The sequence below is a fragment of the Nocardiopsis sp. NPDC101807 genome (assembly GCF_044766605.1).
GTDB classification, from domain to species: domain Bacteria; phylum Actinomycetota; class Actinomycetes; order Streptosporangiales; family Streptosporangiaceae; genus Nocardiopsis; species Nocardiopsis tropica.
In genome coordinates this window covers 668876-692017 of the sequence record NZ_JBIWMK010000002.1, presented here as the reverse complement: position 1 = coordinate 692017, position 23142 = coordinate 668876, and the positions used below count along the sequence as shown (strand labels likewise).

Genomic DNA, 23142 nt, shown 5'->3' with positions numbered 1-23142 from the left:
GCTTACTTACCGAACGTTCGGTTACTAATGCATTAACGCAGTCTCCGGGCGAGCATGTCAAGGAGAAGTGTCGATGATTTCACAGAGGACGGTGGCGCAGGCCACCGCCGCCACCACGGGAGGACGCACGTGAGCGACGTCTACTTGGTCGACGGGGTGCGAACCCCCCAGGGCCGCTACGGCGGCGCCCTCGCCGCCGTCCGCCCCGACGACCTCGCCGCCACGGCCGTCGCCGAGGCGGTCCGCCGCTCGGGCGTCCCCGGTGAGGCCGTCGACGAGGTGATCCTCGGCGCCGCCAACCAGGCCGGCGAGGACAACCGCAACGTGGCGCGCATGGCCGTGCTGCTCTCCGGACTCGACCCCCGGGTCCCCGCCTACACCGTCAACCGGCTCTGCGCCAGCGGGCTGACCGCCGTCTCCTCCGCCGCCCAGGCCATCCGCGCCGGTGAGGCCGACGTGGTCGTCGCGGGCGGCGTCGAGTCCATGACCCGCGCCCCCTGGGTGATGGCCAAGCCCGGCACCCCCTGGGCCAAGCCCGGAGAGGTCGCCGACACCTCCCTGGGCTGGCGCTTCACCAACCCGCGCTTCACCGCCGCGGACGCGCGGGTCCCCGAGGGCGCCGCGCCCACCGACCTGCGCTACACGCTGTCCATGGGCGAGACCGCCGAGGAGGTCGCCGCCCTGGAGGGCCTGACCCGGGAGGAGTGCGACGCCTTCGCCCTGCGCAGCCACGAGCGCGCCGTCGCCGCGGCCGGGGCCGGGCGCTTCGACGCGGAGATCGTCCCGGTCACCGTCACCGGCCGCAAGGGGCAGGCCCACGAGGTCACCGCCGACGAGGGACCCCGCCCCGACTCCGGCATGGAGGCCCTGGGCAGGCTGCGGCCCGTCTTCCGCGAGGGCGGCATCGTCACCGCGGGCAACTCCTCCTCGCTCTCCGACGGCGCCTCCGCCCTCGTCCTGGCCAGCGGGCACGCCGTCCGCGAGTACGGCCTCACCCCCCGCGCCCGCGTCGTCGGCTCCGCCTCCGCGGGGGTGGACCCGCAGATCATGGGGCTGGGTCCCGTCCCGGCCACCCGCAAGGCCCTGGACCGTGCGGGCTGGACGGTCGGCGACATCGGCTCGGTCGAACTCAACGAGGCCTTCGCCGCCCAGGCCCTGGGCGTGGTGCGCCGGCTGGGGATGGACGAGGGGATCGTCAACGCCGACGGCGGCGCGATCGCCCTGGGCCACCCGCTCGGCAGCTCGGGATCCCGCATCCTCGTCACCCTGCTCAACCGCATGGAGCGCGAGGACGCCCGGCGCGGACTGGCCACCCTGTGCGTCGGCGTCGGCCAGGGCGTCGCCCTCCTGGTGGAGCGCCCGTGAGCGCCCGCCAGGACTTCGGGACGCTCCTCGTCGACCGCCGCGAGGACCGCGTGGTGGTCGAACTGCACCGCCCCGAGGCGCGCAACGCCATCAACGCACGGATGATCGCCGAGCTGCACGAGGTGTGCGCCGAGATCGAGGCCGACCCCAGGCCGCTGCTGCTCACCGGGCACGGCAACGTGTTCGCGGGCGGCGCCGACATCGCCGAGCTGCGCGAACGCGGACGCGAGGAGGCGATGGCCGGTATCAACAGCCGCCTGTTCGAGCGCCTGCACCGGCTCCCGGCGCCCACCGTGGCCGCCGTGGACGGGTGGGCGCTGGGCGGCGGGGCCGAGCTGTCCTACGCGTGCGACATCCGGCTCGCCACGCCCACCGCCGTCTTCGCCCAGCCCGAGCCGGGCCTGGGCATCATCGCGGGGGCCGGCGCGTGCTGGCGGCTGCGGGAGCTGGTCGGCGCCTCGGTCGCCAAACAGGTGCTGCTGGGCGGTTTCCGGCTGGACGCCGAGGCGGCCCTGCGCCACGGCCTGGTCGCCGAGATCGTCCCGGCCGGGGAGCTGCGCGCGAGCGCCCACGCCCTCCTGGACCGGATGGCGGCCTCCTCGGCCCTGGCCCTGCGCATGACCAAGCTGGTCCTGGACGCCGACGGGGCGCACCCGCTGGCCGACGACATGGCGCAGGCGGTGCTGTTCGAGAGCGCCGACAAGCACGACCGGATGACCCGTTTCCTGGAGAGGAAGAAGCGTTGAGCACCTACGGGCAGAGCGCCGCCGGGGCGGGCGTCCCCGCGCTCGTCGCCGTCGTCGGCGGCGGCACCATGGGCGCCGGGATCGTCCAGCAGTTCCTCACGGCGGGCGCGGGCGTGGTCCTGGTCGAGGCCACCGCCGAGGCCGCCGGGGCCGGCCGCGCCCGGGTGGCCGCCGGTCTGGAGGGGGCCCGCTCCCGGGGGAAGATCGACGCCGAGCCGGCCGCCTACCTGGCCCGGCTGCGCACGGTCACCGACACCGCCGCCATCCCCGCCGACACCGGCCTGGTGGTGGAGGCCGTGCCCGAGCGGCCGGAGCTGAAGATCGCCGTGCTCACCGCCGCGGAGGCGGCCGTGGGCGAGGACGCCGTCCTGGCCTCCAACACCAGCTCCCTGTCGGTCACCGAGCTCGCGGCGGCGCTCCGGCGCCCCCACCGCTTCCTGGGCACCCACTTCTTCAACCCGGTCCCCGCCTCCAAGCTGGTGGAGATCGTGGTCGCCCCCGGGACCGACCCCGCCGTGCTGGAGTCGGTGCGCGGCTGGGTCGGCGCCCTGGGCAAGACCGAGATCGCGGTCAGGGACGCACCCGGGTTCGCCACCAGCCGCCTGGGCGTGATGCTCGGGCTGGAGGCCATCCGCATGGTCCAGGAGGAGGTCGCCTCCCCCGCCGACATCGACACCGCCATGGAGCTGGGCTACCGCCACCCGATGGGGCCGCTCCGGCTCACCGACCTGGTCGGGCTCGACGTGCGCCTGGCCATCGCCGAGCACCTGGCCTCCGAGCTGGGGGACCGGTTCGCGCCCCCGGAGCTGCTGCGCCGTATGGTCGCGGAGGGAAAGCTCGGCAAGAAGACCGGGCAGGGCTTCCACACCTGGGACGAGGGAGAATAGAGCGTTGAGCGAACAGAGGGCGGCGGAGTTCGTCGAGGCCGACGGGATCGCCACGGTACGCCTGAACAGGCCCGCGCTGACCCGCGAGGTCAAGGAGGAGCTGCTGGCGGCGCTCCGGGGCGCGGCGGCCTCCACCACGGCCCGCGCCGTGCTGCTGCTGGGGTCGGCCAAGGCCTTCTGCGTGGGCCAGGACCTGGCCGAGCACGCGCGGATCCTCCAGGAGGAGCCGGGGCAGGCGCTCACCACGGTGCGCGAGCACTACAACCCGATCGTGCTGGCCCTGGAGGGCATCCAGGTTCCCGTGGTGGTCGGGATCGGCGGGGCGTGCGTCGGGGCCGGCCTGGGGTTCGCCCTGGCCGGGGACGTGCGCATCGCCGCGCGCAGGGCCAAGTTCGGCACGGCCTTCACGGGCATCGGGCTGGCCTCGGACTCCGGCCTGGCCTACCGCCTGGTGTCGTCGCTGGGACAGGCGCGGGCCATGGAGCTGATGCTCCTGGGCACCGTCGTCGGCGCGGACCGCGCCCTGGAGCTGGGCCTGGTCACCGAGGTCGTGGAGGACGACGCCTGGGAGGGGCGCGCCCGCGAGGTCGCCGCCCTGCTCGCCTCGGGACCGACCGGCGCGTTCGTGGCCGCCAAGCGCGAGGTCCGCTCGGCCGCCGACGGCGCCCGTGACCTGCCCGAGCTGCTGGAGGAGGAGGCCGACCTCCAGAACCAGCTCGGGATGACCGCGGACCACGCCGGGGCGGTCGAGGCCTTCCTGGCCAAGAGGACCCCGACCTTCGGCGGCGGCTGAGCTGGGGGATTCCCCCGCCCCGGGGACTTGCCCGGGCGGGGGAATCCGGGGATACTAATTACTGACCGAACGTTCGGTTATGAATGGGGAACGATCAATGTCCACCGTGACGGCCCAGGAGACGCCCCCCGGCGCAGACCTGGACTACCAGGCGGAGTTCGACGCCAAGGTCGCCGCCGACCAGCGCATCGAGCCGCGTGACTGGATGCCCGAGGCCTACCGCAGGACCCTGGTGCGCCAGGTCTCCCAGCACGCCCACTCGGAGATCATCGGCATGCAGCCCGAGGGCGACTGGATCGCCTCCGCGCCCAGCCTGCGGCGCAAGGCCATCCTGCTGGCCAAGGTCCAGGACGAGGCCGGGCACGGCCTGTACCTGTACGCCGCGGCCGAGACCCTCGGCGTGGACCGCGCCGACCTGACCGAGCGCCTCATCGAGGGGCGCCAGAAGTACTCCTCGATCTTCAACTACCCGTCGCTGACCTTCGCCGACGTCGGCGTGATCGGCTGGCTGGTCGACGGCGCCGCGATCTGCAACCAGGTCCCGCTGTGCCGCAGCTCCTTCGGCCCCTACTCCCGCGCCATGGTGCGCATCTGCAAGGAGGAGTCCTTCCACCAGCGGCAGGGCTACGAACTGCTCATGCGGATGATGGAGGGCACCGAGGGCCAGCGCCGGATGGTCCAGGACGCCGTCGACCGGTGGTGGTGGCCCTCCCTGATGATGTTCGGCCCGCCGGACGCCGAGTCGCCCAACACCCGCCAGTCCATGGCCTGGCGCATCAAGCGCGACACCAACGACGACCTCCGCCAGAAGTTCGTCGACATGAGCGTCCCCCAGGCCGAGAAGCTGGGCGTGACCCTCCCCGACCCCGAACTGGCCTGGAACGGGGAGCGCGGCCACTACGACTTCGGCGAGCCCGACTGGGTCGAGTTCAAGCAGGTCGTCTCCGGAGCCGGCCCCAAGAACGCCGAGCGCGTCGCGCGCCGCCGCGCCGCCCACGAGAAGGGCGCGTGGGTCCGCGAGGCCGCCACCGCCTACGCCAGGAAGCACCAGAGCGCCGAGGAGGCCACGGTATGAGCGACGACGGCACCGGCGCCACCGGGGCGGCCCGCCCCGAGTGGCCCCTCTACGAGGTCTTCGTCCGCGGCAAGCGCGGCCTGAACCACGTCCACGTGGGCTCCCTGCACGCGCCCGACCACACCATGGCGCTCCACAACGCCCGCAACCTCTACACCCGCCGCAACGAGGGCGTCAGCATCTGGGTGGTGCTCGCCGAGGACATCACCGCGTCCAGCCCCGACGAGAAGGACCCCTTCTTCGCGCCCAGCGGTGACAAGGTCTACCGCCACCCGACCTTCTACCCCATCCCCGAGGACGTCCCGCACATCTAGCGCGGACGACGGGGACCAGGGAACACGAGGCCAAAGGAAACAACCATGAGTGGCGACACCATCTTCACGGCCCTGACCGAGGAGCACGGCGGCGACGCCCGCTGGGCCTTCGGCACCGGCTTCACCGACGCCCTCGCGGGCGTGGACACCACCCTTCCCGCGGGGGTGGACGGCGGCGACCTCGCACTGTACTGCCAGATGCTCGGCGACGACGCCCTCGTCCAGGCGCAGCGGCTCGTCGAGTGGGTGACCGACGCCCCCGAGCTGGAGGAGGAGGTGGCGCTGGCCAACATCGCCCTCGACCTCCTCGGCCAGGCGCGCCTGCTGCTGGCCCGCGCCGGCCAGGCCGACGGCACCGGCCGCGACGAGGACGCCTTCGCCTACCGGCGGGGCCCCACCGAGTTCCGCAACGTGCACCTGGCCGAGGCGCCCCGGGGCGACTTCGCGCGGGCCGTCGTCACCCTGCTGGCCCTGTCCAGCTCCCGGCTCGCCCTGTTCGCCCGGCTCACGGACAGCAAGGACCCCGTGCTCGCCGCGATCGCCGCCAAGGCGGTCAACGAACTCGCCTACCACCGCGAGTACGCGGTCTCCTGGACCCTGCGCCTGGGCGACGGCACCCCCTACTCCCGCGAGCGCACGGCCGAGGCCGTCGCCGCCGTGTGGCCGCTCACCGGCGAACTCTTCGCCACCCACCCCGTCGAGGCGCGCCTGGCCGGCCAGGGCGTGGGCGTGGACCCGGCCACCGTGCGCGAGGAGGTCCACGCCGTCCTCACCCGGGTACTGGCCGAGGCCACGCTTGACGCCCCCGCGCCCTTCCCCGAGAGCGCCACCGCCGGGCGCGACGGCCGGCACACCGCACTCCTGGCCCCCCTGCTCGACGAACTCCAGAAGGTGGCCAGGGAGCACCCGGAGGCGACATGGTAGCCACGGACCGGACCACCGGACCCGAACGCGCCCGGGCGGCGGCCGCGGCGGTCACCGACCCCGAGCTGCCCATGCTCACCCTCGCCGACCTGGGCATCCTGCGCCGGGTCGAGATCGAGGACGACGGGACCGCGGCCGTGTGGATCACCCCCACCTACTCCGGCTGCCCGGCACTGGCCGAGATGCGCGCCGACGTGGACCGGGCCCTGAGGGGCGCCGGCTTCGACCGGGTGGAGGTGCGCACCGAGCTGTCCCCGCCCTGGACCACCGACTGGATCACCGACGAGGGCAGGCGCAAGCTCTCCGAGAACGGCATCTCGCCGCCCGGCGGGGCGCCCCGCCGGGCGGCGGGGCCCGTGCCGCTGACCCTGATGCCCACCCGCACCGTTCCGCGCTGCCCGCTGTGCGGCGCGACCGACACCGAGGAACTGTCCCGGTTCGGCGCGACCTCCTGCAAGTCGCTCCACCGCTGCCGGTCCTGCCTCGAACCGTTCGAGCACGTCAAGGAGATCTGACAGTGTCCACACCCGTCACCGACGCCGGGCAGGCCCCGACGCGACGCCGGGGCGCCTTCCACCGGCTGCGCGTGGCCGCCGTGGAGCGCCTGTGCGACGACGCCGTCGCCGTCACCTTCGAGGTGCCCGACCACCTGGCCGAGGAGTACGCGTTCGCCCCCGGGCAGTCGCTGACCCTGCGCCGCGAGGTCGACGGCGTCGAGGAACGGCGCAGCTACTCCATCTGCGCCCCCGTCGGGGAGGCGCCCCGCGTGGGCGTGCGCCTGGTGCCCGACGGCCTGTTCTCCGGATGGCTGGTGAACGAGGTCCGGCCGGGCGACGAGGTCGAGGTGGGCGCGCCCGCCGGACGCTTCAGCCCCGACCTGGGCTCCTCGGCCCGCCACGTGATGGTCGCCGCCGGCTCGGGCATCACCCCGGTGCTGTCGATGGCCTCGTCCCTGCTGCGCCGCACCGGGTCCCACGTCACCCTGCTGTACGGCAACCGCCGCAGCGACACGGTGATGTTCGCCGACGACGTGGCCGACCTCAAGGACGCGTACGGGCACCGCTTCGAGCTGGTGCACGTGCTCTCCCGCGAGCCGCGCGAGGCCGACCTGTTCACCGGGCGCCTGGACGGCCAGAAGCTGGAGGCGCTCCTGGACACGGTCGTCGCCGCCGACGCCGCCGACCACTGGTGGCTCTGCGGGCCCTACGGGATGGTCACCGACGCCAGGGAGGTCCTGGAGGGGCGCGGCGTGCCCGGCGACCGCATCCACCAGGAGCTGTTCTTCGTCGAGGGCGCGGAGCCGCCGCCTCGGTCCAGGCACGAGGAGCCCGGGGTGGAGGGGCCCTCCAGCGAGGTCACCGTCGTCCTGGACGGCCGCACCAGCACCCTGACCCTGCCGCGCGGCGTACCGGTGCTCGACGCGGCCCAGCGCTACCGCCCCGACCTGCCCTTCGCCTGCAAGGGCGGCGTGTGCGGGACCTGCCGGGTGAGGGTCTGCGAGGGGGAGGTGCGGATGCTGCGCAACTACGCGCTCAGCGACGCCGAGGTGGAAGCGGGGTACGCCCTGTCCTGCCAGTCCGTCCCCGAGACGGACACCGTGACCGTGGACTTCGACTCGTGAGCGCCCGCAACGAGACCGCCTGGCGGATGTTCGAGGCCGACCGCGCGTCCAAGAACCTGGGGATGCGCCTGATCCGGGCCGACCACGGCACCGCGGTCGTGGAGATGACCGTCGGCCCGATGATGGTGAACGGGCACGGGATCGCCCACGGCGGGTACGTGTTCACCCTCGCCGACACCGCCTTCGCCTGCGCGTGCAACACGGACGGGGGAGGGGTGACGGTGGCCTCCGGCGCGGACGTGACCTTCGTGGCCGCCGCCCACGAGGGCGACGAGCTCGTGGCCACCGCCCAGGAGCGGACGCTGTTCGGCCGCAGCGGCCTCTACGACGTCACCGTGCGCCGGGGCGAGGAGGTCGTCGCCGAGTTCCGGGGGCGCAGCCGCACCCTGCCCGGCCGTACCTGACGCGCGACGGGACCCGACACACGTGGGGCCGGGCCGAGGGGGTCCGGCCCCGTGCGCGCGGGGGGACGCGCCGGGTCCCGGGACGCTGCCGACGGCCCGCTCCCTCACGTGCCCGGCGGCCCGGTGGCCACGACCGGACACGGGGGCGGGTGTTTACCCCGATGTCAGGGCGAGTGTCGGACCTTGTGGGCGAAAAGCGACTCTTGTTGCCTATGTGGGGTTCTGGGTAATTTCTTCCTGTTCTGTTTCCAAGCCCGTACGCGGGCCCCGACCAGACAGGCGTCCCCCACATGCGTCGTTCCCTGACCCGTACGACGGCGGCCGCGGCCGCCCTCGCACTCGTCCTGTCCCCGCTCGGCCAGTCACCGGCGCTGGCCGAGGACATCCGACCACCGACAATCACCTCCGACGACTACCCGGCCGACGACAGGTTCCACGGCGCACCGGGGCGGCCGGGCGACTTCACGTTCGACGCCAACGGCGTGGACGACGCGGTCGCCTTCTACTACTCCATCGACGGTCCCGAGTGCACGACACGGGTGGAACCCGAGGCGCCGGGCGCGGCCGTAACCGTGGAGATCACCCCGCGGAGGAGCGGAGGACACGCCCTCTACGCGAGCTCCGTGAATGCCTACGGCAACTCCTCCCGGTGCGAGCCCGTGTACTACTTCCTGGTCGCGCCGCACGCCAGCCCGGTCGCCCATTTCCGCCTTGACGAGGGGGAGGGGGCCACCGCGCTCGACGCCGTGACCCAGGAGAGGGCAGCCGAAGGCTCCGGCGCCATCGACTGGGCCCGCGGGAGGGTGGGGGCACGCACCGGAGCCGCCTACCGCCTGGAACGTGCGGCGGTCGTCACCTCCGACGGTCATCTCCGTACGGAGGGTCCGGTCGTGGAGACCTCTGAAACATTCACCGTCTCCGCGTGGGTGCGTCTGGACGACACAGGTGAGGACGCCGTGGCCGTCTCCCAGGACGGTGAGCACGTCAGCGGGTTCCAGCTCGGATACGACTCCTCCGAGGAGGCCTGGGTGTTCCGGCGGGCCGGTCGGGACGCCCCGAACGCGGGGTTCGACCACAGGGCGACCTCGACCGCCCCTGTGCAGACCGGGGTCTGGACCAGGCTGACGGGCTCTTCCGATCCCGCCACCGGCGAACTCTCTCTGTACGTGGACGGAGTGCATCAGGAGACGGTCGACCAGATCTCGGAAGGGACGACCGACGGGGCGTTCGTCATCGGGGGAGGCCTGGCCGGAGGAGAGTTCGCGGGTACCTGGCCCGGGGCGATCGACGACGTACTCGCGTGGAACCGCCTGCCTGTCACACAGGACGACGCGGCGAGTGGCGGCCATCGATCCGAGGTCTGGCGGACGGCCAACCAGCCGGTCGTTCCGGAGGGGACCTGGTGGCTCGGTGAGACGGAGGGCGCCTCCGCAGAGGACACCTCCGACCACGGGCTGGACGCGACACTCCACGGCGACCCCGACACGGTGTGGGACGGAGCGTTCAACGACTGGCTCTTCAAGCCTGGAATTCTCCTCGACAGTGCTGAAGGGGAGCACCTGCGCACCGACGGACCCGCCGTGCGGACCGATCGCAGTTTCACCGCCTCGGCGTGGGTCCGCCTTGACGACGGGGAAGCTGACTCCGTCGCCCTGTCGCAGAGCGGTTCTGGGACCAGTGGCTTCGCGCTCGGCTACGACGCCGGACTCGGACGCTGGGTCTTCGAGGTGCCTGTCCGGGACGGTACCGGGTCGGCCGAAGCCCACCGTGTCACATCGACCACGTCCGCGCTGATCGGCGAGTGGGTGCATCTGGTGGGTGTGTACGACCACACCGACGGCATTCTCACTCTCCACGTCGCGGGCAACCGGGAGGGCGCCATGGACCGTGTGGGCCTCTGGCACGCCGACGGCGACGTCGTCATCGGTGGAGCCGGTCACGCCGACGGCGTGGAACGTCCCTGGAACGGGGGCCTTCTGCTTGCCCAGGTGCATCAGGGGGCCGCGCTCAACTCCGAGATCGCCGCCATCGAGAACGGAATTCTGCCGCTGTAAACCCTGATCCCCGTTGACCGGGGTCAGAAGCCGCACGGGTTCCGGGCCGTCGACAGCGGCCCGGAACCCGTCTGTATGTGGGGAGGGTGCGTGCCTGGTCCCCCTGATGGAAGTCCGGCGTTTTCACGTTCGGCGGAGCACCGTGTCCGCAATCGGCCAAGGGGGTTTATGGCCAAGTCAGTGTGCATAAATGATCTTGTGGGGCTTTCGAGAGTCTTGTTGCTTATGTGGGGTTGTCAGTAGTTTTCTCCCATTCGGTCCCTCCGTCCGCTCACCAGCGGACCCGACCAGACAGGCGTCCCCCACATGCGTCGTTCCCTGACCCGTACGACGGCGGCCGCGGCCGCCCTCGCACTCGTCCTGTCCCCGCTCGGCCAGTCACCGGCGCTGGCCGAGGACAACCGCCCCCCGGACCGGCCCGAGACCTCCACGCTCACCGCGCGCGGCGAGGCCTGCTCGACGGACCCGGACGATCCCACCCTCCTCAACCAGACCACGCTCACCCTGGGCGCGCTCATCGCCGACCCTGACACGGAAACGGTGTCGCAGCAGGTCAAGGCGCAGTTCGAGTGGGGCCTCGAAGGCGCCGGGGAACCGCTCGGCAGCTCGGACTCCGTGTACACCTCGCAGGCTCCGGGCGGTCCCCCCGTGTCGCACTCGGTCACCGCGAGGGACCTGCCCGAAGAGGTCCTGGTCGGCTACCGTGCCCGGGGCCACGACACACGGGCCTGGGGCGAGTGGTCCGACCGGTGCTGGATCGAGATCAGCACGAGCAAGCCCGCGGCGCCGCCGACCGTCACCTCCGACGACTACCCCGCCGACAACAGGTTCCACGGTGCACCCGGGCAGCCGGGCGACTTCACGTTCGACGCCAACGGCGTGGACGACGCGGTCGCCTTCTACTACGGTCTGGACGGCGTGTGTACGACGCGGGTGGAGGCCGACGTCCCCGGCGGATCCGCGACCGTGTCGATCACCCCGACCAGGGACGGTCCGCGGGGCCTTCACGCGCGTTCCGTGGACGCCTACGGAAATTCGTCCGCGTGCGAGAGGGTCTACGAGTTCTTGGTCGCGCCGCACGCCGACCCCGTCGCCTACTTCCCCCTCGACGAGGGCGGGGACTCCACCGCACACGACTCCATGGTGAGGGGCAGGACCGCTGAGGGCGCCGGTGCCATCGACTGGGCGCGGGGCAGGGCGGGCACACGCGGCGGCACCAGCCGGCTGGAGGGGGCGTCGGTCGTGACGTCCGACGGCCACCTCCGCACGGAGGGGCCCGTCGTCGACACCTCCGGCGCGTTCACGGTGACGGCCTGGGTGCGCCTCGACGACGCCGACGAGGACGCCGTCGCCGTCTCCCAGGACGGTGAGCACGTCAGCGGCTTCCAGCTCGGCTACGACGCGCACGAGCGGCGCTGGGCCTTCCGGCAGACGTCGGCCGACGACGTGGACGCCGCGTTCGACCGTCAGGTCCTTTCCCGGGAAGCAGCCGAGACGGGTGCCTGGACCCGGTTGCTCGCGACCCACGACCCCGCGGAGGACAGGATCGACCTCTACGTCGACGGCGTCCACCAGGGCGGAGCCGACCACGCGTCGGCGTGGAACGCCGGAGGAGCCTTCGCCATCGGCGGCGGCACGGGCCAGGGCGGATCGGTCCTCGGCTGGCCGGGGGCGGTCGACGACGTGATCGTCTGGGAACGCGTCCTCACCGACGAGGCACTGGTCGATTCGAGCACCGGCCGCTCGGAGGTGTGGGAGTACGCCAACAGGCCCGTCGTCCAGGAGGGCGTGTGGCTGCTGGACGAGTACGACGGCCCCGCGGCCGCCGACAGCACCGACCACGGGCTCGACGCGACGCTGCACGGCGATCCCGCCACGGTGTGGGACGCCACCTACTCCGAAACCCGGTTCGCCCCCGCCGTCGTGCTGGACGGCGCGCTCGCCGAGCACTTCCGCACCGACGGGGCCGCCGTGCGCACCGATCGCAGCTTCACGGCCTCGACCGAGGTCCGCCTGGACGATGGCGCGGCCGACGCGGTGGCGCTGTCACAGAGCGGCGAACACACCTCGGGGTTCGCACTCGGGTACGACGCGGACAGCCGCCGGTGGATCTTCGAGACGGCCTCGGAGGACGCCGACGGAGGGGGCGCGCACCGGGTCCTCTCCGACACCTTCGCCGTGACCGGCAGGTGGGTCCACATCCTCGGCGTCTACGACCACACCGTCGGCACGCTGGAGCTCTACGTGGACGGACAGCTCGCAGGAACGACGACGCGTGAAGGGTCCTGGCACGCGGACGGGGACGTCGTCATCGGCGGAGCCGGCCGCGCCGGCGGCGTCGAGCGTGCCTGGACCGGAGCGCTCGGCCTGGCCCAGGTGCACCAGGGAGTGGCACTGCGGCAGGACATGGCCCACATCAGGTTCGGTCGGCCCCCGGTGTGAGCCGGGCGGGGCGGACCCGTCGCCGACGGGCCCGCCCCCCCGCCGCCGTTCGTGGCGTCCCCGACCGCGAACACGCGGGGGAGGAGGCGCGCCCCGTGGAGGCGGTCCTTCGCGCCTCCCCGCCCGGGAGACCTCCCGCGACAGCGCCGGGGAGGCCGCAGCGGCCTCCCCGGCGGGCCCGGGCTCAGGGAGCCGTGCTGAAGCTCGGCGACTCCGCCCCGGCGCCCTCCTGCGCGCCTCCCGCGCGGGGGCGGTCCAGGAAGCCCGCCAGCACGGCGATGCCCAGGCCCACGACGGCCAGCAGCGCGCCGATCACGGCGGGGGAGGCGTAGCCCAGGCCCGCGCTGATCCCGACGCCGCCCAGCCAGGCCCCGCCCGCGTTCGCCAGGTTGAAGGCGGAGTGGTTCGAGGCCGCGGCCATGGTCGGCGCCGCCCCGGCCCGGTTCATGACCAGGACCTGGAGCGGGGTGCAGACGCCGAACCCCACCGCCCCCAGGACGACCAGGCCGACCGCCGCCGTCCAGGGGTTGTGCACGGCCACGGTGAACAGCGCCAGCACGATCGCCAGCGCGGCGAGGGAGCCGTAGATGGTGGGGCGCAGCGCGCGGTCGGCCAGGGGCCCCACGACCAGGGAACCCAGGGTCATGCCGACCCCGAACAGGGCCAGGACGACCGGCACGGACGACGCGGACATCCCCGCCAGCTCGGTCATCATCGGCGAGACGTAGCTGTAGACGGCGAAGACCCCGGCGAAACCGAAGACCGCGGTGGTCAGGCCGAGCACGACCTGGGGGCGTCCCAGCTCGGACAGCTCCTGGCGCAGGCCCGCCCCCGGCGCCGCGGGCTGGCGCGGCACGAACGCCGCGACGCCCAGGGCGGCGAGCAGGGCGATGCCGGAGACGACCAGGAAGGCGGCCCGCCATCCCATCGCCTGGCCCAGGAAGGTGCCCACCGGAACCCCGACGATGTTGGCCACGGTCAGGCCCAGGAGGACGCGCGACACCGCCGTCGCCTGGCGGCCGGGGCCGGCCATCTGCGCGGCGACGAGGGATCCCACGCCGAGGAAGGCCCCGTGCGGCAGGCCGGCCAGGACCCGCGAGGCGAAGACGGCCCCGTAGGAGGGCGCCAGGACGGTGGCGAGGTTGCCCGCGAGGAAGAGCCCCATGAAGAGCAGCAGGACCGTCTTGCGGGGGACCCGTGTGCTGAGGGCGGTGAGCAGCGGCGCGCCGACGACCACGCCCAGCGCGTAGGCGGAGATGAGGTAGCCGGCGGTGGGGACCGGGACGCCGAGGTCGGCGGCGACGTCGGGCAGCAGCCCCATGATGACGAACTCGGTGGTACCGATGGCGAAGGCCCCGAGGGCCAGGGCGAGCAGGGCCAGAGGCATGGGTGGGCCCTCCAGACAAGGGACGGGGAAGGGACGGTGATCGCGGCGGGCGCCGTCGCCCGGAAAGCCCGCGCCACGGCGACCCGGCCGGAGCGCCGAGGCGCGCAAGGGTCGTTTGGCACGTGCTAAATCCAGCCTCGCAGCACGGCCGGGGGGTTCTCAAACGATTCCGGTGTGATCTGTCCCGTGCGGGGGGAGAGCCGCACCACTCCCGCGTCCCGGCCGGACCCGCAGCGGGGACACGCCCCGGCGGGGCCGCCCCGGCCCGGACCGGCTCAGCGCCGCGGGGGAGGACCGGTGCTGCTCCGGACGGTGAGCACGGGCTCCAGGACCAGGTGGCGGCTCCCGGTGCGCCCGTCGTCCAGGCGCTCGGCCACCGCGCGGACCGCGAGCCGGGCCATCTGCGCCGCGTCCTGGCGCACGGAGGTGAGCCGCAGGAAGGGCAGGCGGGCCGTGCGGCTGTCGTCGTAGCCCACCACGGACATGTCCTCCGGAACGGAGGTCCCGGCGCGGACCAGGGTCCCCGCCAGGCCCAGGGCGCACAGGTCGTTGCACGCGATCACGGCGCTCGGGGGCCGGGCCCGGGAGAGCAGCGTGCGCGCCGCCCGGGCCCCGGACTCCTCGGTGTAGTCGCCGGGGAGGACGTCGGCGCGCCCGGAGAGCCCGTGGGCGGCCATCCCCTCCCGGTACCCCCTCAGGCGCTCACGTGCTCCGGGCAGGTCGCCCCCGTCGACGTGGGCGATGTCGCCGTGCCCCAGGGAGACCAGGTGGTCGACGGCCTGGCGGACCCCGCGCGCGTCGGCGGTCCGGACGCTGTCGGTGCCGGGCGCGCCGGTGCGCTGCCCGATCTCCACCACCGGCACGAGTTCGGCGACCTTGGCCAGGTCGGCCGGGGCGGCGGCGGACATGCCGATGAGGATGAGGGCCTCGCACCGCAGGCCCAGGAGGTCGTCGACGGACTCGCGCTCGGTGCGGGTGGGCAGCATGGCGCTGAGGACGACGCTGTAGTCGAGTTCGGCCGCCACCGGGTAGACGGCCTCGACCACGTGCGCGTCGAGGGGGTGCTCCAGGGTGAACAGCACGCCGACCTGGCGGCTGCGCGTCCGGCGCAGGAGGCGGGCGGCGGTGTCGGCCCGGTAGCCGAGCTCCTCGGCCGCGCGCAGGACCTGTTCTCGGGCGGAGGCGCTGGGGCCGGGGCGCCCGCCGAGGACAAGGGAGACCAGTTGCCGGGAGACGCCCACGCGGGCGGCGACGTCGGCCATGGTCGGCCGCCGGGCGGGCCGCCGCCCCCCGGGCCCGCCCGCGTCGGGGTCACCGGGCTTCGGCATCTGCGTCCCCTCGGACTCGCTGGTGTAAGCGCATCGTACTGCGGGGCGCGGCGCCGGGCGTCCGGGAGGCGTCCGTGCCCGCGGCGCGGGGCGCCGGGAGGGACCCGGCGTCCCGAGGAGGGGGCGCGGGGACCGGGGAGTCCGCGCCCGCCCCCGTCCCGCGGGCGGGCCCCGGGCTTCCGCGGGAGCCGTGGGGGCGCCCGGCACGCGCACGGGCGGGAGGAGCCGGGGAGCGGCGGTCGGGCGGTGACAGGGGTCCGGGGGCGGGGCCGGGGGGGGGGGCCCCCCCCGCCCCTGGGGGGGGCCACCGGCCCCCACCGGGGGCCCCCCCGGGGGGGGCCGCGTTGCCGGGGGGGGGGGGGGGGCGGGGGGGGGGGGGGGGGGGGGGGGGGGCGCCCCCCCCCCCCCACGTAGCTGTGGCCCACGTCCCCCAACGCGGGCCACAGCGGGCGCGGCCAGTGTGCACTGAGTGCGGTCTGGCCGCTGGGAAGGCGGATGCAGCGACTGAATACGTGCCGGAAACCCCCATTGCCGACACGAGCGCGTGCATCCGCGCTTGGTTTGTGGTGTGAGCGCCTCACAGGACCTGGGTGGGTGTGGGAAGACTACGGGGTCGGGGTTCGGTCTGGGGCGCTTCACCTGTGAGAACGCTTCGTCTGATGGCAGTGTTCCCGTTCCTCGGACCGATTTTCGGTCCGGCCGGTAAAAAGCAGGTGCTGACTGGGGCAAGGGATGCCTATGCTCCTGCTGTGAACAGCATGGGAGGGGGCGCGGGCGCGCCGGGGACGATGACCCTGTGGCGGCCCACAGGGCCCCGGGAACTCGCCCTGGTCAGGGATTCCGGCTGGCGGGAGTGGCCGCCGCGGCTGGCGGAGCAGCCCCTTTTCTACCCGGTCCTGAACCGGGGGTACGCGGAGCGGATCGCCAGGGAGTGGAACCTGCCACGCGACGGTGAGGGGCACGTCACCCGGTTCCGCGTGGACGCCGGGTTCGCGTCCCGGTACCCCGTGAGGCAGGCGGGCGGACGCACGATCCTGGAGCTGTGGGTGCCCGCCGAGGAGCTGGCGGAGTTCAACGCCCACCTGCGCGGACCGATCGAGCTGGTGTGGTCCTACCTGCCCGAGCACCCCGAGGGGGTCTCCCCCCGCTGACGGAGGGGAGCGGGCGGGACCCCGGCCGCAGGGGCGGGGTCCCGCCGGCCGGAGTGTCAGGCGTCGGGCACGAGTGCCAGGTCGGGGTCCAGGTCCGTGAGGGCGGCGAGGACGTCGCCGAAGGCGTCCGCGAGCACGACGGGCTCGCGGTCGGTGCGGTCGGTGGCCGGTGCGGAGGGGTCGCGTCGGGGGTCGAGGGTGGTGGCCATGGGGTTCCGGGCGCGGGGGCCGGTGGGGCGCGCCCTCCTCCTTCTCGTGTGATCACGTGCTCGGACGTCCCGGTCGCCGTGACTCCCGGTGACCGCGGGGTTCGGGTCAGGGATAGCACGCGGTGACGACCGTTCGGCTTGCGTCGCACCGGTCTCCCTTCCCCGGGAGGTGTCCGGTCCCTGGGCACGGTCATACCCGCGCACCACATCCGCGTGAACAGACGGCCTCCGGCCTGTGGACGGAGGGCCGGGGCGGGCCGGGCCGACCGCCCGGCGGACCGCTCGGCCACCGGTTCCGGTGCCGCGTTCCGGATATGTCGGTCCTGCGCACGCCCCGGTGTCCGCACCCCCGGCCGAGCGGTTCGCGAACCATGTCCCGGTCTTTGCGTGAAATTGGCCTTTCTCTTTTGGAAGCGAGGACGTTCCGTGGGAGACATGTGACGTAAAGTCACCCGATCCCGAGGAAGTGCACATGCCCTACGGATACTCCACAGGCTCCGGAGCCACGCTCGCGGCGACGGGGTTCGCCGTCGGCTACCTCTGGCTGGTGGTCGTCGGCCTCGTCCTGGTCGTCGCCGGAGCGCTGCTCGTCCGCGTCTCCTTCCGCCGCGACAGGGGACCGCTCGAGCGATGACCCTCACTTTCCGCGACACAGACCGGGCCGGGGGCCGGGCCCGGCCCCCGCATGACCCGATCCTGCCCACCGCCAGGACCGCGCGCCCCGGCGCGATGGCGTTCCTGGGGATGCTCGCGTTCGCCGCGTTCGCCGTGTGGGGCATGGCCCACGTGGTCGGCGCGGTCGGCGGGTTCCACGAACCCCGGGCGAGCCTGGCCATGGTGTGGCTCGCCTCGTTCCTGCTCCTGTGGTGGGCGCCCTTCGCCTGGCTGGAGAGGCCCGTCCGCGCGAGCGCCGACGAACAAGAGGCGCTCGACTCCCTGACCGTGACGGTCCAGGTCCCCGTCTACAACGAGGACCCGCTGGTCCTGCGCGCGTGCCTGGACTCGGTCCTGGCGCAGAGCCGCACGGTGGACCGCGTGCGGGTCGTCGACGACGGGTCCGTGGACGCCGACGGGGAGCCCGTGGACTACGGCGGCGTCCGCGACGCGTTCCTCGCCCAGGCCGCCGACCTCGGGGTGGAGGCCACCTGGGACCGCACCGCCAACCGCGGCAAGCGCTTCGCCCAGATGCACGTGCTCGCCGAGGACGACGCCGACATCTTCGTCACCCTCGACAGCGACTCGGTGCTCGACCGCCACGCCGTCAGGGAGGGCCTCGCGCCCTTCGCCAGCGCGCGGGTGCAGTCGGTGGCGGGCCACGTCCTGGTGCTCAACAGGGACGCCAACCTGCTCACCAGGCTCACCTGCGTGCTCTACCTGCCCTTCACCCGCGGCCTGCGCAGCGCCCAGTCCGTCCTGCGGCGGGTGACGATCAACTCCGGCACCCTGGCCTTCTACCGGGCGCAGACGGTCCGCGAGGCCGCGGGGGCCTACGAGAACGAGCACTTCTGGGGCCGTCCCATGCAGATGAACGACGACTCCATGCTCACGTTCTACGCCCTGCTCAAGGGCGACACCGTCCACCAGCCGTCCGCGATCGTCTTCACCCTGGTCCCGGAGCGCCTGCGCCACTACTTCGGCCAGCAGCTGCGCTGGATGAGGGGGACGACGGTGCGGCACCTGTGGTGGCTGAGGTACATGCCGCTGCGCGGCGTGGTGTTCTGGGGGACGGTGACCGAGTACCTGCACATGCTCGTGGCCTACGCGGTTCCGCTGCTCGTGCTGTGCGACGGGGACCTGCGCGCACAGTGGGGGTCCATCGCGGTCGCCGCACTCGTGATCGGCCTGGCGATCAACTACATCATGGCGCTGCGCCTGTTCACCGTGCGCAGGAGCGACGAGTCGGCGGGCTACCTGCTCCTGCTGTACCTGCTCTCCCCCGCGGCCGCGGTGTGGAGGCTCCTGGTACTGCGGCCCCTGTACCTCTACGCGATGCTGACCTGCAGGCGGATCACCCGGTGGGGCACCCGGGAGGGGGTCGAGGTGGCCATGGCCGGCGGCTCCCCGCAGTCGGGACCCGAGGCCGCCGCCCGGAGCGCCTCCCCGGGGTGAGGACGGGGCGGGCCGGTCGGCGCCGCGTCCACGGGCCGCTGGGCGCCTCCCCGGGGTAAGGGGAGGGAGCCGGAGCCGGGAGGAGGGGTCCCATGATCCGAGGGGTCCCTTCTCCGGGCCGGGACGCTCCGGCGCCGCCCCGGGCGGGCGGTGTCCGGGACGGCGGTCCTTCCGGGGGTCCGGCGCCCACGCCCTCCGCTCCGGGGCGGCGGGAATACCTGTGCCGCCCCGCCCGTTCCCCGTGATACCTTCATAGGAAATTACTTCTCAGGAAACAATATCGGGGAGCAGGCCATGCAGTTCGGAATCTTCTCAGTCAGCGACGTGACCACCGACCCGACGACGGGCCGCACGCCGACCGAGGCCGAGCGGGTCAAGGCGATGGTCGCGATCGCGCTCAAGGCCGAGGAGGTCGGCCTCGACGTCTTCGCCACCGGAGAGCACCACAACCCGCCGTTCGTGGCCTCCTCCCCGACGACGATGCTCGGCTACATCGCGGCGCGGACGGAGAAGCTGATCCTGTCCACCTCCACCACGCTGATCACCACCAACGACCCGGTGAAGATCTCCGAGGACTTCGCGATGCTGCAGCACCTGGCCGACGGCCGGGTGGACCTGATGATGGGCCGCGGCAACACCGGCCCCGTCTACCCCTGGTTCGGCCAGGACATCCGCCAGGGCATCCCGCTGGCGCTGGAGAACTACAACCTGCTCCACCGCCTGTGGAGGGAGGACGTCGTCAACTGGGAGGGCAAGTTCCGCACCCCCCTCCAGGGCTTCACCTCCACGCCCCGGCCCCTGGACGGGGTGCCGCCGTTCGTCTGGCACGGCTCGATCCGCAGCCCGGAGATCGCCGAGCAGGCCGCGTACTACGGTGACGGCTTCTTCCACAACAACATCTTCTGGCCGGCCACGCACACCAAGAAGCTGATCTCCCTGTACCGGCGCCGCTTCGAGCACTACGGCCACGGCAAGGCCGACCAGGCCGTCGTCGGCCTCGGCGGGCAGGTCTTCATGCGCAAGAACTCCCAGGACGCGGTCAAGGAGTTCCGCCCCTACTTCGACAACGCCCCCGTCTACGGCGGCGGGCCCAGCCTGGAGGAGTTCACCCGCGAGACCCCGCTGACCGTGGGGAGCCCGCAGGAGGTCATCGACCGCACCCTGACCTTCCGGGACTCCTTCGGCCACTACCAGCGCCAGCTCTTCCTCATGGACCACGCCGGCCTGCCGCTGAAGACGGTCCTGGAGCAGCTGGACCTGCTCGGCGAGGAGGTCGTCCCGGTGCTGCGCAAGGAGTTCGCGGCCGGGCGGCCCGCCCACGTCCCCGACGCCCCGACCCACGCCTCCCTGCTGGCGGCCAGGGACGCCGGGGGCGACGAGGGCGCGGAGGCCGGCCGCGCCTGAGCCCGAGCCCTCCCGGACCGGGGGGGGGGGGGGGGGGGGGGGGCCCCCCCCCCCCCCCCCCCCCCCCCCCCCCGGGGGGGGGGGGGGGGCCCCCCCCCCCCCCCCACCCCGGTCCGGGTGTCAGGCGAGGGTGCCCGGAGCCGCCGGAGAGGTGTTCCCGGCGAAGTACGCCCTGGCGCTCCTGGAGTAGAGCAGCGCGATCACGGTGAAGGCGAACGCGGCGGCGACGAGCTCCGGGAGCCCCGAGACCGGGGTGAAGGCCAGGGCGAGGATGCCCACGCCGTAGACGGCGTTGACGCCCAGGGCCGCGGGCCGCGCCGCGGGCCGGCCCCGGGCGACCATGACGGTGAGCGCCAGCGAGGCGGCCCCGTACACGAGGGCGACGGTGGCGGCCACGAAGATGGCCCAGGCAGGGACGTCGGTCGCGGTCGGCATCGAGGGCGCGGCCTGCGCGGCGAACCCGCCGAGGAGGGCGAGCCCGCCGGCTCCGAGCTGGTAGAGGGTGATCAGGACGAGCAGGACGAGGACCGCGGTGACGCTGGACGGTCTGGTGCGTGCGTTCATGCGACGTTTCCTCCGCGCTAGGGGACGTCTCCTCCCAGGCACATAGCCGCAGGGGAGGGCCCTACACGTGGGCCGCACGGGCGCCGGGGCGTTCCCCCAGGTGGCACGGGGGAAACTCGCGCGTTCCCGAGGAGCTCGGCCGACCGGTCACGGGGAATAGGCCCCGGAGGACGGACGTTCCGAGTGTTATCCTTTCCAGGAAACTTCTTCTTAGAAAACCTTTCGCGTGGAGGCCAGGCATGAGCACCCGAAGGATCGTCACCGTGTCGGCGGGGCTGAGCACCCCGTCCTCCACCCGGCTGCTGGCCGACCGGCTCACCGCCGCCACCGAGGCCTCGTTGGAAGACCGGGGGGAGAAGGCCGAGACCCGGATCGTGGAGCTGCGCGACCTGGCCCACGACATCATGAACGCCATGACGACCCGGGTGCCCACCGGGGAGCTCCCCGGCGTCCTGGAGGACATCGCCGCCGCCGACGGCGTCATCGCCGTCACCCCGGTCTTCAACGCCTCCTACAGCGGCCTGTTCAAGTCGTTCTTCGACATCGTCGAGCCCGAGGCCCTGGACGGGACGCCGGTGCTCGTCGCCGCGACCGGCGGCAGCCCTCGCCACTCGCTGGTGCTGGAGCACGCCCTGCGCCCCATGTTCGCCTACACCCGCTCCGTGGTCGTGCCGACCGGCGTGTACGCGGCCTCCGAGGACTGGGGCGCGGGAGGGGGCGGCGGCCGGGAGCTGTCCGAGCGCGTCGACCGCGCCGCACGGCAGCTGGCCCTGCTCGCGGCCGACCACGCCCCCGGGGCCGCCGACCCCTACGAGGAGCCCACCTCGTTCGCGGAGCTGATGTCCGGCCTGGGGGCCTGACCCCCCGCCGCACCCCGGACCCGCCCGACCGGGGCGGATCCACGGCGCGCAGTGCACTGCACTGCGCGCCTTCGTTGTGCCCTGCACAACATTGGCGCTCCTCCCTTCAACGGAGTCGGATCGGGTGACTACGGTCACTCCACCAGGCTGTCGGTCCCCACCGACCCCACCCCACCGGCCTGGTGAGGGAGTACCGATGCGATTCTCAGGACCCCCGCGCGCGTGCGCGCTCCTCGGGCTTGCCGCCCTCCTCTCCGCGTGCGCGCCCCTCCAGACCAGCGGCGCCGCCTCCGGCGTCGACGAGACGGAGGGCACCCTCCGCGTCTGGCTGTTCTCCGAGGTCGACCAGGCCCCCAAGGAGCGGGTCGTGGAGGCGGCGGTGGAGGAGTTCGAGGCCGCGCACGACGGGGTCGAGGTCGAGGTCCAGTACATCCCGGTGGAGACCCGCGCGGAGCGCTTCCAGGGCGCCTTCCTCGACCCCGCCTCGGCCCCCGACGTCGCCGAGTACGGCAACACCGACCTGGCCGGATACGTGGAGTCCGCGGGCCTGGCCGACCTCACCGAGGACCTGGCCGGGTGGGAGCCCCGCGCGGACGTCTCCGACGACGTCGCGGCCACCGCCCAGGTCGACGGCGCCGACTACGGCGTGCCCTGGTTCCTCGGCGTCCGCGCCCTCTACTACCGCACCGACGTCCTCGGGGACCTCGGGCTGGAGGCCCCCCGGAGCCTGCGGGAGGTCGTGGAGACCGGCCGGGCGGTGCGCGAGGCCGACCCGCGGATGCTGGGGGTCTCCGCCGGAGGCGCCTACACCTACGCCATGATGCCGTTCGTCTGGGCGCACGGCGGCGACATCGCCGAACCCGACGGCGACTCCTACACCGCGGCCATCGACTCCGCCGCGGCCAAGGAGGGCCTGGAGCTGTACGGGCAGATCCTCTCCGACGACGTGTGCCCGCCCCAGACCTGCTCGGAGATGAGAGGTGACGCCTCCGTGCAGAACTTCGTGGCCGGCAACGCCGCCATGACCATCGGGGGCAACTTCAACCTCAACGCGGTGCGCGCCAGCGACATCGCCGACGACGCCGCGGTCGTACCGCTCCCGGGCGCCGAACCCGGGAGCATCGCCCCGGCCTTCGCCGGGGGCAACAACCTCGGCGTCCTCGCCGGAACCCGGCGGCGCACGCTCTCCGTGGAGTTCGTGAAGCTGCTGGCCGGAAAGGAGTACCAGCTGCGCATGTACGAGGCCATGGGCAACCTGCCCGTCTTCACCGACGTCCGGGCGGAGCTGGCCGCCTCCGACGACGAGATCGCCCCCTTCGTCGAGACCATCGACGCGGGCACCCGGTTCGTCCCGGTCACCCCCTCCTGGGCGACGGTCGACGCCGAGGGGATCCTGCCGGCCATGGTGCAGCGCGTGGCCGCGGGAGACGCCTCGGTCGACCAGGCCGCGGACGAGGCGGCGCGGGCCCTCGACGACGCCTTCGGGCGGGGGTGACACGCCGACA

General features: G+C 73.4%; 22 protein-coding genes. 18 read left to right on the top strand and 4 right to left on the bottom strand.

Annotated features, from left to right (window positions below; genetic code table 11):
- The first annotated feature begins 129 nt into the window (after positions 1-129).
- The 12 genes from ACIRPH_RS08265 (at position 130) to ACIRPH_RS08210 (ending at position 12625) form a co-directional block, all read left to right on the top strand.
- Positions 130-1365 carry a thiolase family protein gene (locus ACIRPH_RS08265; protein ID WP_402910950.1) on the top strand — a complete coding sequence of 412 codons (1236 nt, stop codon included), beginning with the start codon at positions 130-132 and terminating at the stop codon, positions 1363-1365.
- The gene (locus ACIRPH_RS08260; RefSeq protein WP_330161457.1) at positions 1362-2111 is read left to right on the top strand and encodes an enoyl-CoA hydratase/isomerase family protein; all 750 of its coding nucleotides are present in this window, start codon (positions 1362-1364) and stop codon (positions 2109-2111) included. Before ACIRPH_RS08265 ends, ACIRPH_RS08260 begins: the two co-directional genes overlap by 4 nt.
- Positions 2108-2998, top strand: a complete 891-nt coding sequence (locus ACIRPH_RS08255; RefSeq protein ID WP_402910946.1) for a 3-hydroxyacyl-CoA dehydrogenase family protein — start codon at positions 2108-2110, stop codon at positions 2996-2998. Before ACIRPH_RS08260 ends, ACIRPH_RS08255 begins: the two co-directional genes overlap by 4 nt.
- A 4-nt stretch (positions 2999-3002) precedes the next feature.
- On the top strand, positions 3003-3791 hold the full coding sequence (locus tag ACIRPH_RS08250) for an enoyl-CoA hydratase/isomerase family protein (protein ID WP_402910944.1): 789 nt from the start codon (positions 3003-3005) through the stop codon (positions 3789-3791).
- Positions 3792-3888: 97 nt separating this feature from the next.
- Positions 3889-4866, top strand: a complete 978-nt coding sequence (paaA, locus tag ACIRPH_RS08245; RefSeq protein WP_402910941.1) for a 1,2-phenylacetyl-CoA epoxidase subunit PaaA — start codon at positions 3889-3891, stop codon at positions 4864-4866.
- Entirely contained in the window at positions 4863-5180 is a 318-nt protein-coding gene (gene paaB / locus ACIRPH_RS08240) for a 1,2-phenylacetyl-CoA epoxidase subunit PaaB (protein ID WP_402910939.1), read from the top strand. Before paaA ends, paaB begins: the two co-directional genes overlap by 4 nt.
- Positions 5181-5225: 45 nt before the next feature.
- A complete protein-coding gene (paaC, locus tag ACIRPH_RS08235) occupies positions 5226-6104 on the top strand; it encodes a 1,2-phenylacetyl-CoA epoxidase subunit PaaC (RefSeq protein WP_402910937.1) in 879 nt (292 codons plus the stop codon).
- A complete protein-coding gene (gene paaD, locus ACIRPH_RS08230) occupies positions 6098-6619 on the top strand; it encodes a 1,2-phenylacetyl-CoA epoxidase subunit PaaD (RefSeq protein ID WP_402910935.1) in 522 nt (173 codons plus the stop codon). The genes paaC and paaD overlap by 7 nt, the downstream gene beginning before the upstream one ends.
- A 2-nt stretch (positions 6620-6621) precedes the next feature.
- The gene (gene paaE / locus ACIRPH_RS08225; RefSeq protein WP_402910933.1) at positions 6622-7725 is read left to right on the top strand and encodes a 1,2-phenylacetyl-CoA epoxidase subunit PaaE; all 1104 of its coding nucleotides are present in this window, start codon (positions 6622-6624) and stop codon (positions 7723-7725) included.
- Positions 7722-8129 carry a hydroxyphenylacetyl-CoA thioesterase PaaI gene (gene paaI / locus ACIRPH_RS08220; RefSeq protein WP_402910931.1) on the top strand — a complete coding sequence of 136 codons (408 nt, stop codon included), beginning with the start codon at positions 7722-7724 and terminating at the stop codon, positions 8127-8129. Before paaE ends, paaI begins: the two co-directional genes overlap by 4 nt.
- A 290-nt stretch (positions 8130-8419) precedes the next feature.
- Positions 8420-10183: a LamG-like jellyroll fold domain-containing protein gene (locus ACIRPH_RS08215; RefSeq protein ID WP_402910928.1), complete on the top strand. Its 1764-nt coding sequence runs from the start codon at positions 8420-8422 to the stop codon at positions 10181-10183.
- A 306-nt stretch (positions 10184-10489) separates the two neighbouring features.
- Entirely contained in the window at positions 10490-12625 is a 2136-nt protein-coding gene (locus tag ACIRPH_RS08210) for a LamG-like jellyroll fold domain-containing protein (RefSeq protein ID WP_402910925.1), read from the top strand.
- Positions 12626-12809: 184 nt separating this feature from the next.
- Here the strand turns inward: ACIRPH_RS08210 and ACIRPH_RS08205 are convergent, their stop codons facing one another.
- Positions 12810-14012, bottom strand: coding sequence for an MFS transporter (locus ACIRPH_RS08205; protein ID WP_402910923.1), 1203 nt, complete (start codon positions 14010-14012; stop codon positions 12810-12812).
- Between the two features lie 275 nt (positions 14013-14287).
- The gene (locus tag ACIRPH_RS08200; RefSeq protein WP_402911664.1) at positions 14288-15274 is read right to left on the bottom strand and encodes a LacI family DNA-binding transcriptional regulator; all 987 of its coding nucleotides are present in this window, start codon (positions 15272-15274) and stop codon (positions 14288-14290) included.
- 824 nt (positions 15275-16098) lie between these two features.
- Between ACIRPH_RS08200 and ACIRPH_RS08195 the strand changes: the two genes are divergently transcribed.
- A complete protein-coding gene (locus ACIRPH_RS08195) occupies positions 16099-16491 on the top strand; it encodes an ADP-ribosylation/crystallin J1 (RefSeq protein WP_402911662.1) in 393 nt (130 codons plus the stop codon).
- A gap of 56 nt (positions 16492-16547) precedes the next feature.
- On the opposite strand, the gene ACIRPH_RS08190 is transcribed toward ACIRPH_RS08195, so the two are convergent.
- The gene (locus ACIRPH_RS08190) at positions 16548-16700 is read right to left on the bottom strand and encodes a hypothetical protein (protein ID WP_267944625.1); all 153 of its coding nucleotides are present in this window, start codon (positions 16698-16700) and stop codon (positions 16548-16550) included.
- Between the two features lie 472 nt (positions 16701-17172).
- Between ACIRPH_RS08190 and ACIRPH_RS08185 the strand changes: the two genes are divergently transcribed.
- The 3 genes from ACIRPH_RS08185 to ACIRPH_RS08175 all read left to right on the top strand — a co-directional run bounded on the left by ACIRPH_RS08185 (position 17173) and on the right by ACIRPH_RS08175 (position 20213).
- The gene (locus tag ACIRPH_RS08185) at positions 17173-17334 is read left to right on the top strand and encodes an LPXTG cell wall anchor domain-containing protein (protein ID WP_402910920.1); all 162 of its coding nucleotides are present in this window, start codon (positions 17173-17175) and stop codon (positions 17332-17334) included.
- Positions 17331-18809, top strand: a complete 1479-nt coding sequence (locus tag ACIRPH_RS08180; RefSeq protein ID WP_402910918.1) for a glycosyltransferase — start codon at positions 17331-17333, stop codon at positions 18807-18809. The genes ACIRPH_RS08185 and ACIRPH_RS08180 overlap by 4 nt, the downstream gene beginning before the upstream one ends.
- Positions 18810-19103: 294 nt before the next feature.
- Complete coding sequence (locus ACIRPH_RS08175) at positions 19104-20213, top strand: LLM class flavin-dependent oxidoreductase (protein ID WP_402910915.1); 1110 nt, start codon at positions 19104-19106, stop codon at positions 20211-20213.
- A 120-nt stretch (positions 20214-20333) separates the two neighbouring features.
- On the opposite strand, the gene ACIRPH_RS08170 is transcribed toward ACIRPH_RS08175, so the two are convergent.
- Complete coding sequence (locus ACIRPH_RS08170) at positions 20334-20777, bottom strand: hypothetical protein (protein ID WP_402910912.1); 444 nt, start codon at positions 20775-20777, stop codon at positions 20334-20336.
- A 239-nt stretch (positions 20778-21016) separates the two neighbouring features.
- Between ACIRPH_RS08170 and ACIRPH_RS08165 the strand changes: the two genes are divergently transcribed.
- Complete coding sequence (locus ACIRPH_RS08165) at positions 21017-21637, top strand: FMN reductase (protein ID WP_402910910.1); 621 nt, start codon at positions 21017-21019, stop codon at positions 21635-21637.
- A 196-nt stretch (positions 21638-21833) separates the two neighbouring features.
- The gene (locus tag ACIRPH_RS08160; protein ID WP_402910908.1) at positions 21834-23132 is read left to right on the top strand and encodes an extracellular solute-binding protein; all 1299 of its coding nucleotides are present in this window, start codon (positions 21834-21836) and stop codon (positions 23130-23132) included.
- The last annotated feature ends 10 nt before the right edge of the window (positions 23133-23142 follow it).

Coding starts and splice junctions, on each gene's coding strand:
- ACIRPH_RS08200 (WP_402911664.1), bottom strand. CDS start 15,274: ATGGCCGACGTCGCCGCCCGCGTGGGCGTCTCCCGGCAACTGGTCTCC.
- ACIRPH_RS08205 (WP_402910923.1), bottom strand. CDS start 14,012: ATGCCTCTGGCCCTGCTCGCCCTGGCCCTCGGGGCCTTCGCCATCGGT.
- ACIRPH_RS08170 (WP_402910912.1), bottom strand. CDS start 20,777: ATGAACGCACGCACCAGACCGTCCAGCGTCACCGCGGTCCTCGTCCTG.
- ACIRPH_RS08185 (WP_402910920.1), top strand. CDS start 17,173: ATGCCCTACGGATACTCCACAGGCTCCGGAGCCACGCTCGCGGCGACG.
- ACIRPH_RS08195 (WP_402911662.1), top strand. CDS start 16,099: ATGGGAGGGGGCGCGGGCGCGCCGGGGACGATGACCCTGTGGCGGCCC.
- ACIRPH_RS08160 (WP_402910908.1), top strand. CDS start 21,834: ATGCGATTCTCAGGACCCCCGCGCGCGTGCGCGCTCCTCGGGCTTGCC.
- ACIRPH_RS08165 (WP_402910910.1), top strand. CDS start 21,017: ATGAGCACCCGAAGGATCGTCACCGTGTCGGCGGGGCTGAGCACCCCG.
- ACIRPH_RS08210 (WP_402910925.1), top strand. CDS start 10,490: ATGCGTCGTTCCCTGACCCGTACGACGGCGGCCGCGGCCGCCCTCGCA.
- ACIRPH_RS08175 (WP_402910915.1), top strand. CDS start 19,104: ATGCAGTTCGGAATCTTCTCAGTCAGCGACGTGACCACCGACCCGACG.
- paaD (WP_402910935.1), top strand. CDS start 6,098: ATGGTAGCCACGGACCGGACCACCGGACCCGAACGCGCCCGGGCGGCG.
- ACIRPH_RS08215 (WP_402910928.1), top strand. CDS start 8,420: ATGCGTCGTTCCCTGACCCGTACGACGGCGGCCGCGGCCGCCCTCGCA.
- paaB (WP_402910939.1), top strand. CDS start 4,863: ATGAGCGACGACGGCACCGGCGCCACCGGGGCGGCCCGCCCCGAGTGG.
- paaA (WP_402910941.1), top strand. CDS start 3,889: ATGTCCACCGTGACGGCCCAGGAGACGCCCCCCGGCGCAGACCTGGAC.
- paaC (WP_402910937.1), top strand. CDS start 5,226: ATGAGTGGCGACACCATCTTCACGGCCCTGACCGAGGAGCACGGCGGC.
- ACIRPH_RS08190 (WP_267944625.1), bottom strand. CDS start 16,700: ATGGCCACCACCCTCGACCCCCGACGCGACCCCTCCGCACCGGCCACC.
- ACIRPH_RS08180 (WP_402910918.1), top strand. CDS start 17,331: ATGACCCTCACTTTCCGCGACACAGACCGGGCCGGGGGCCGGGCCCGG.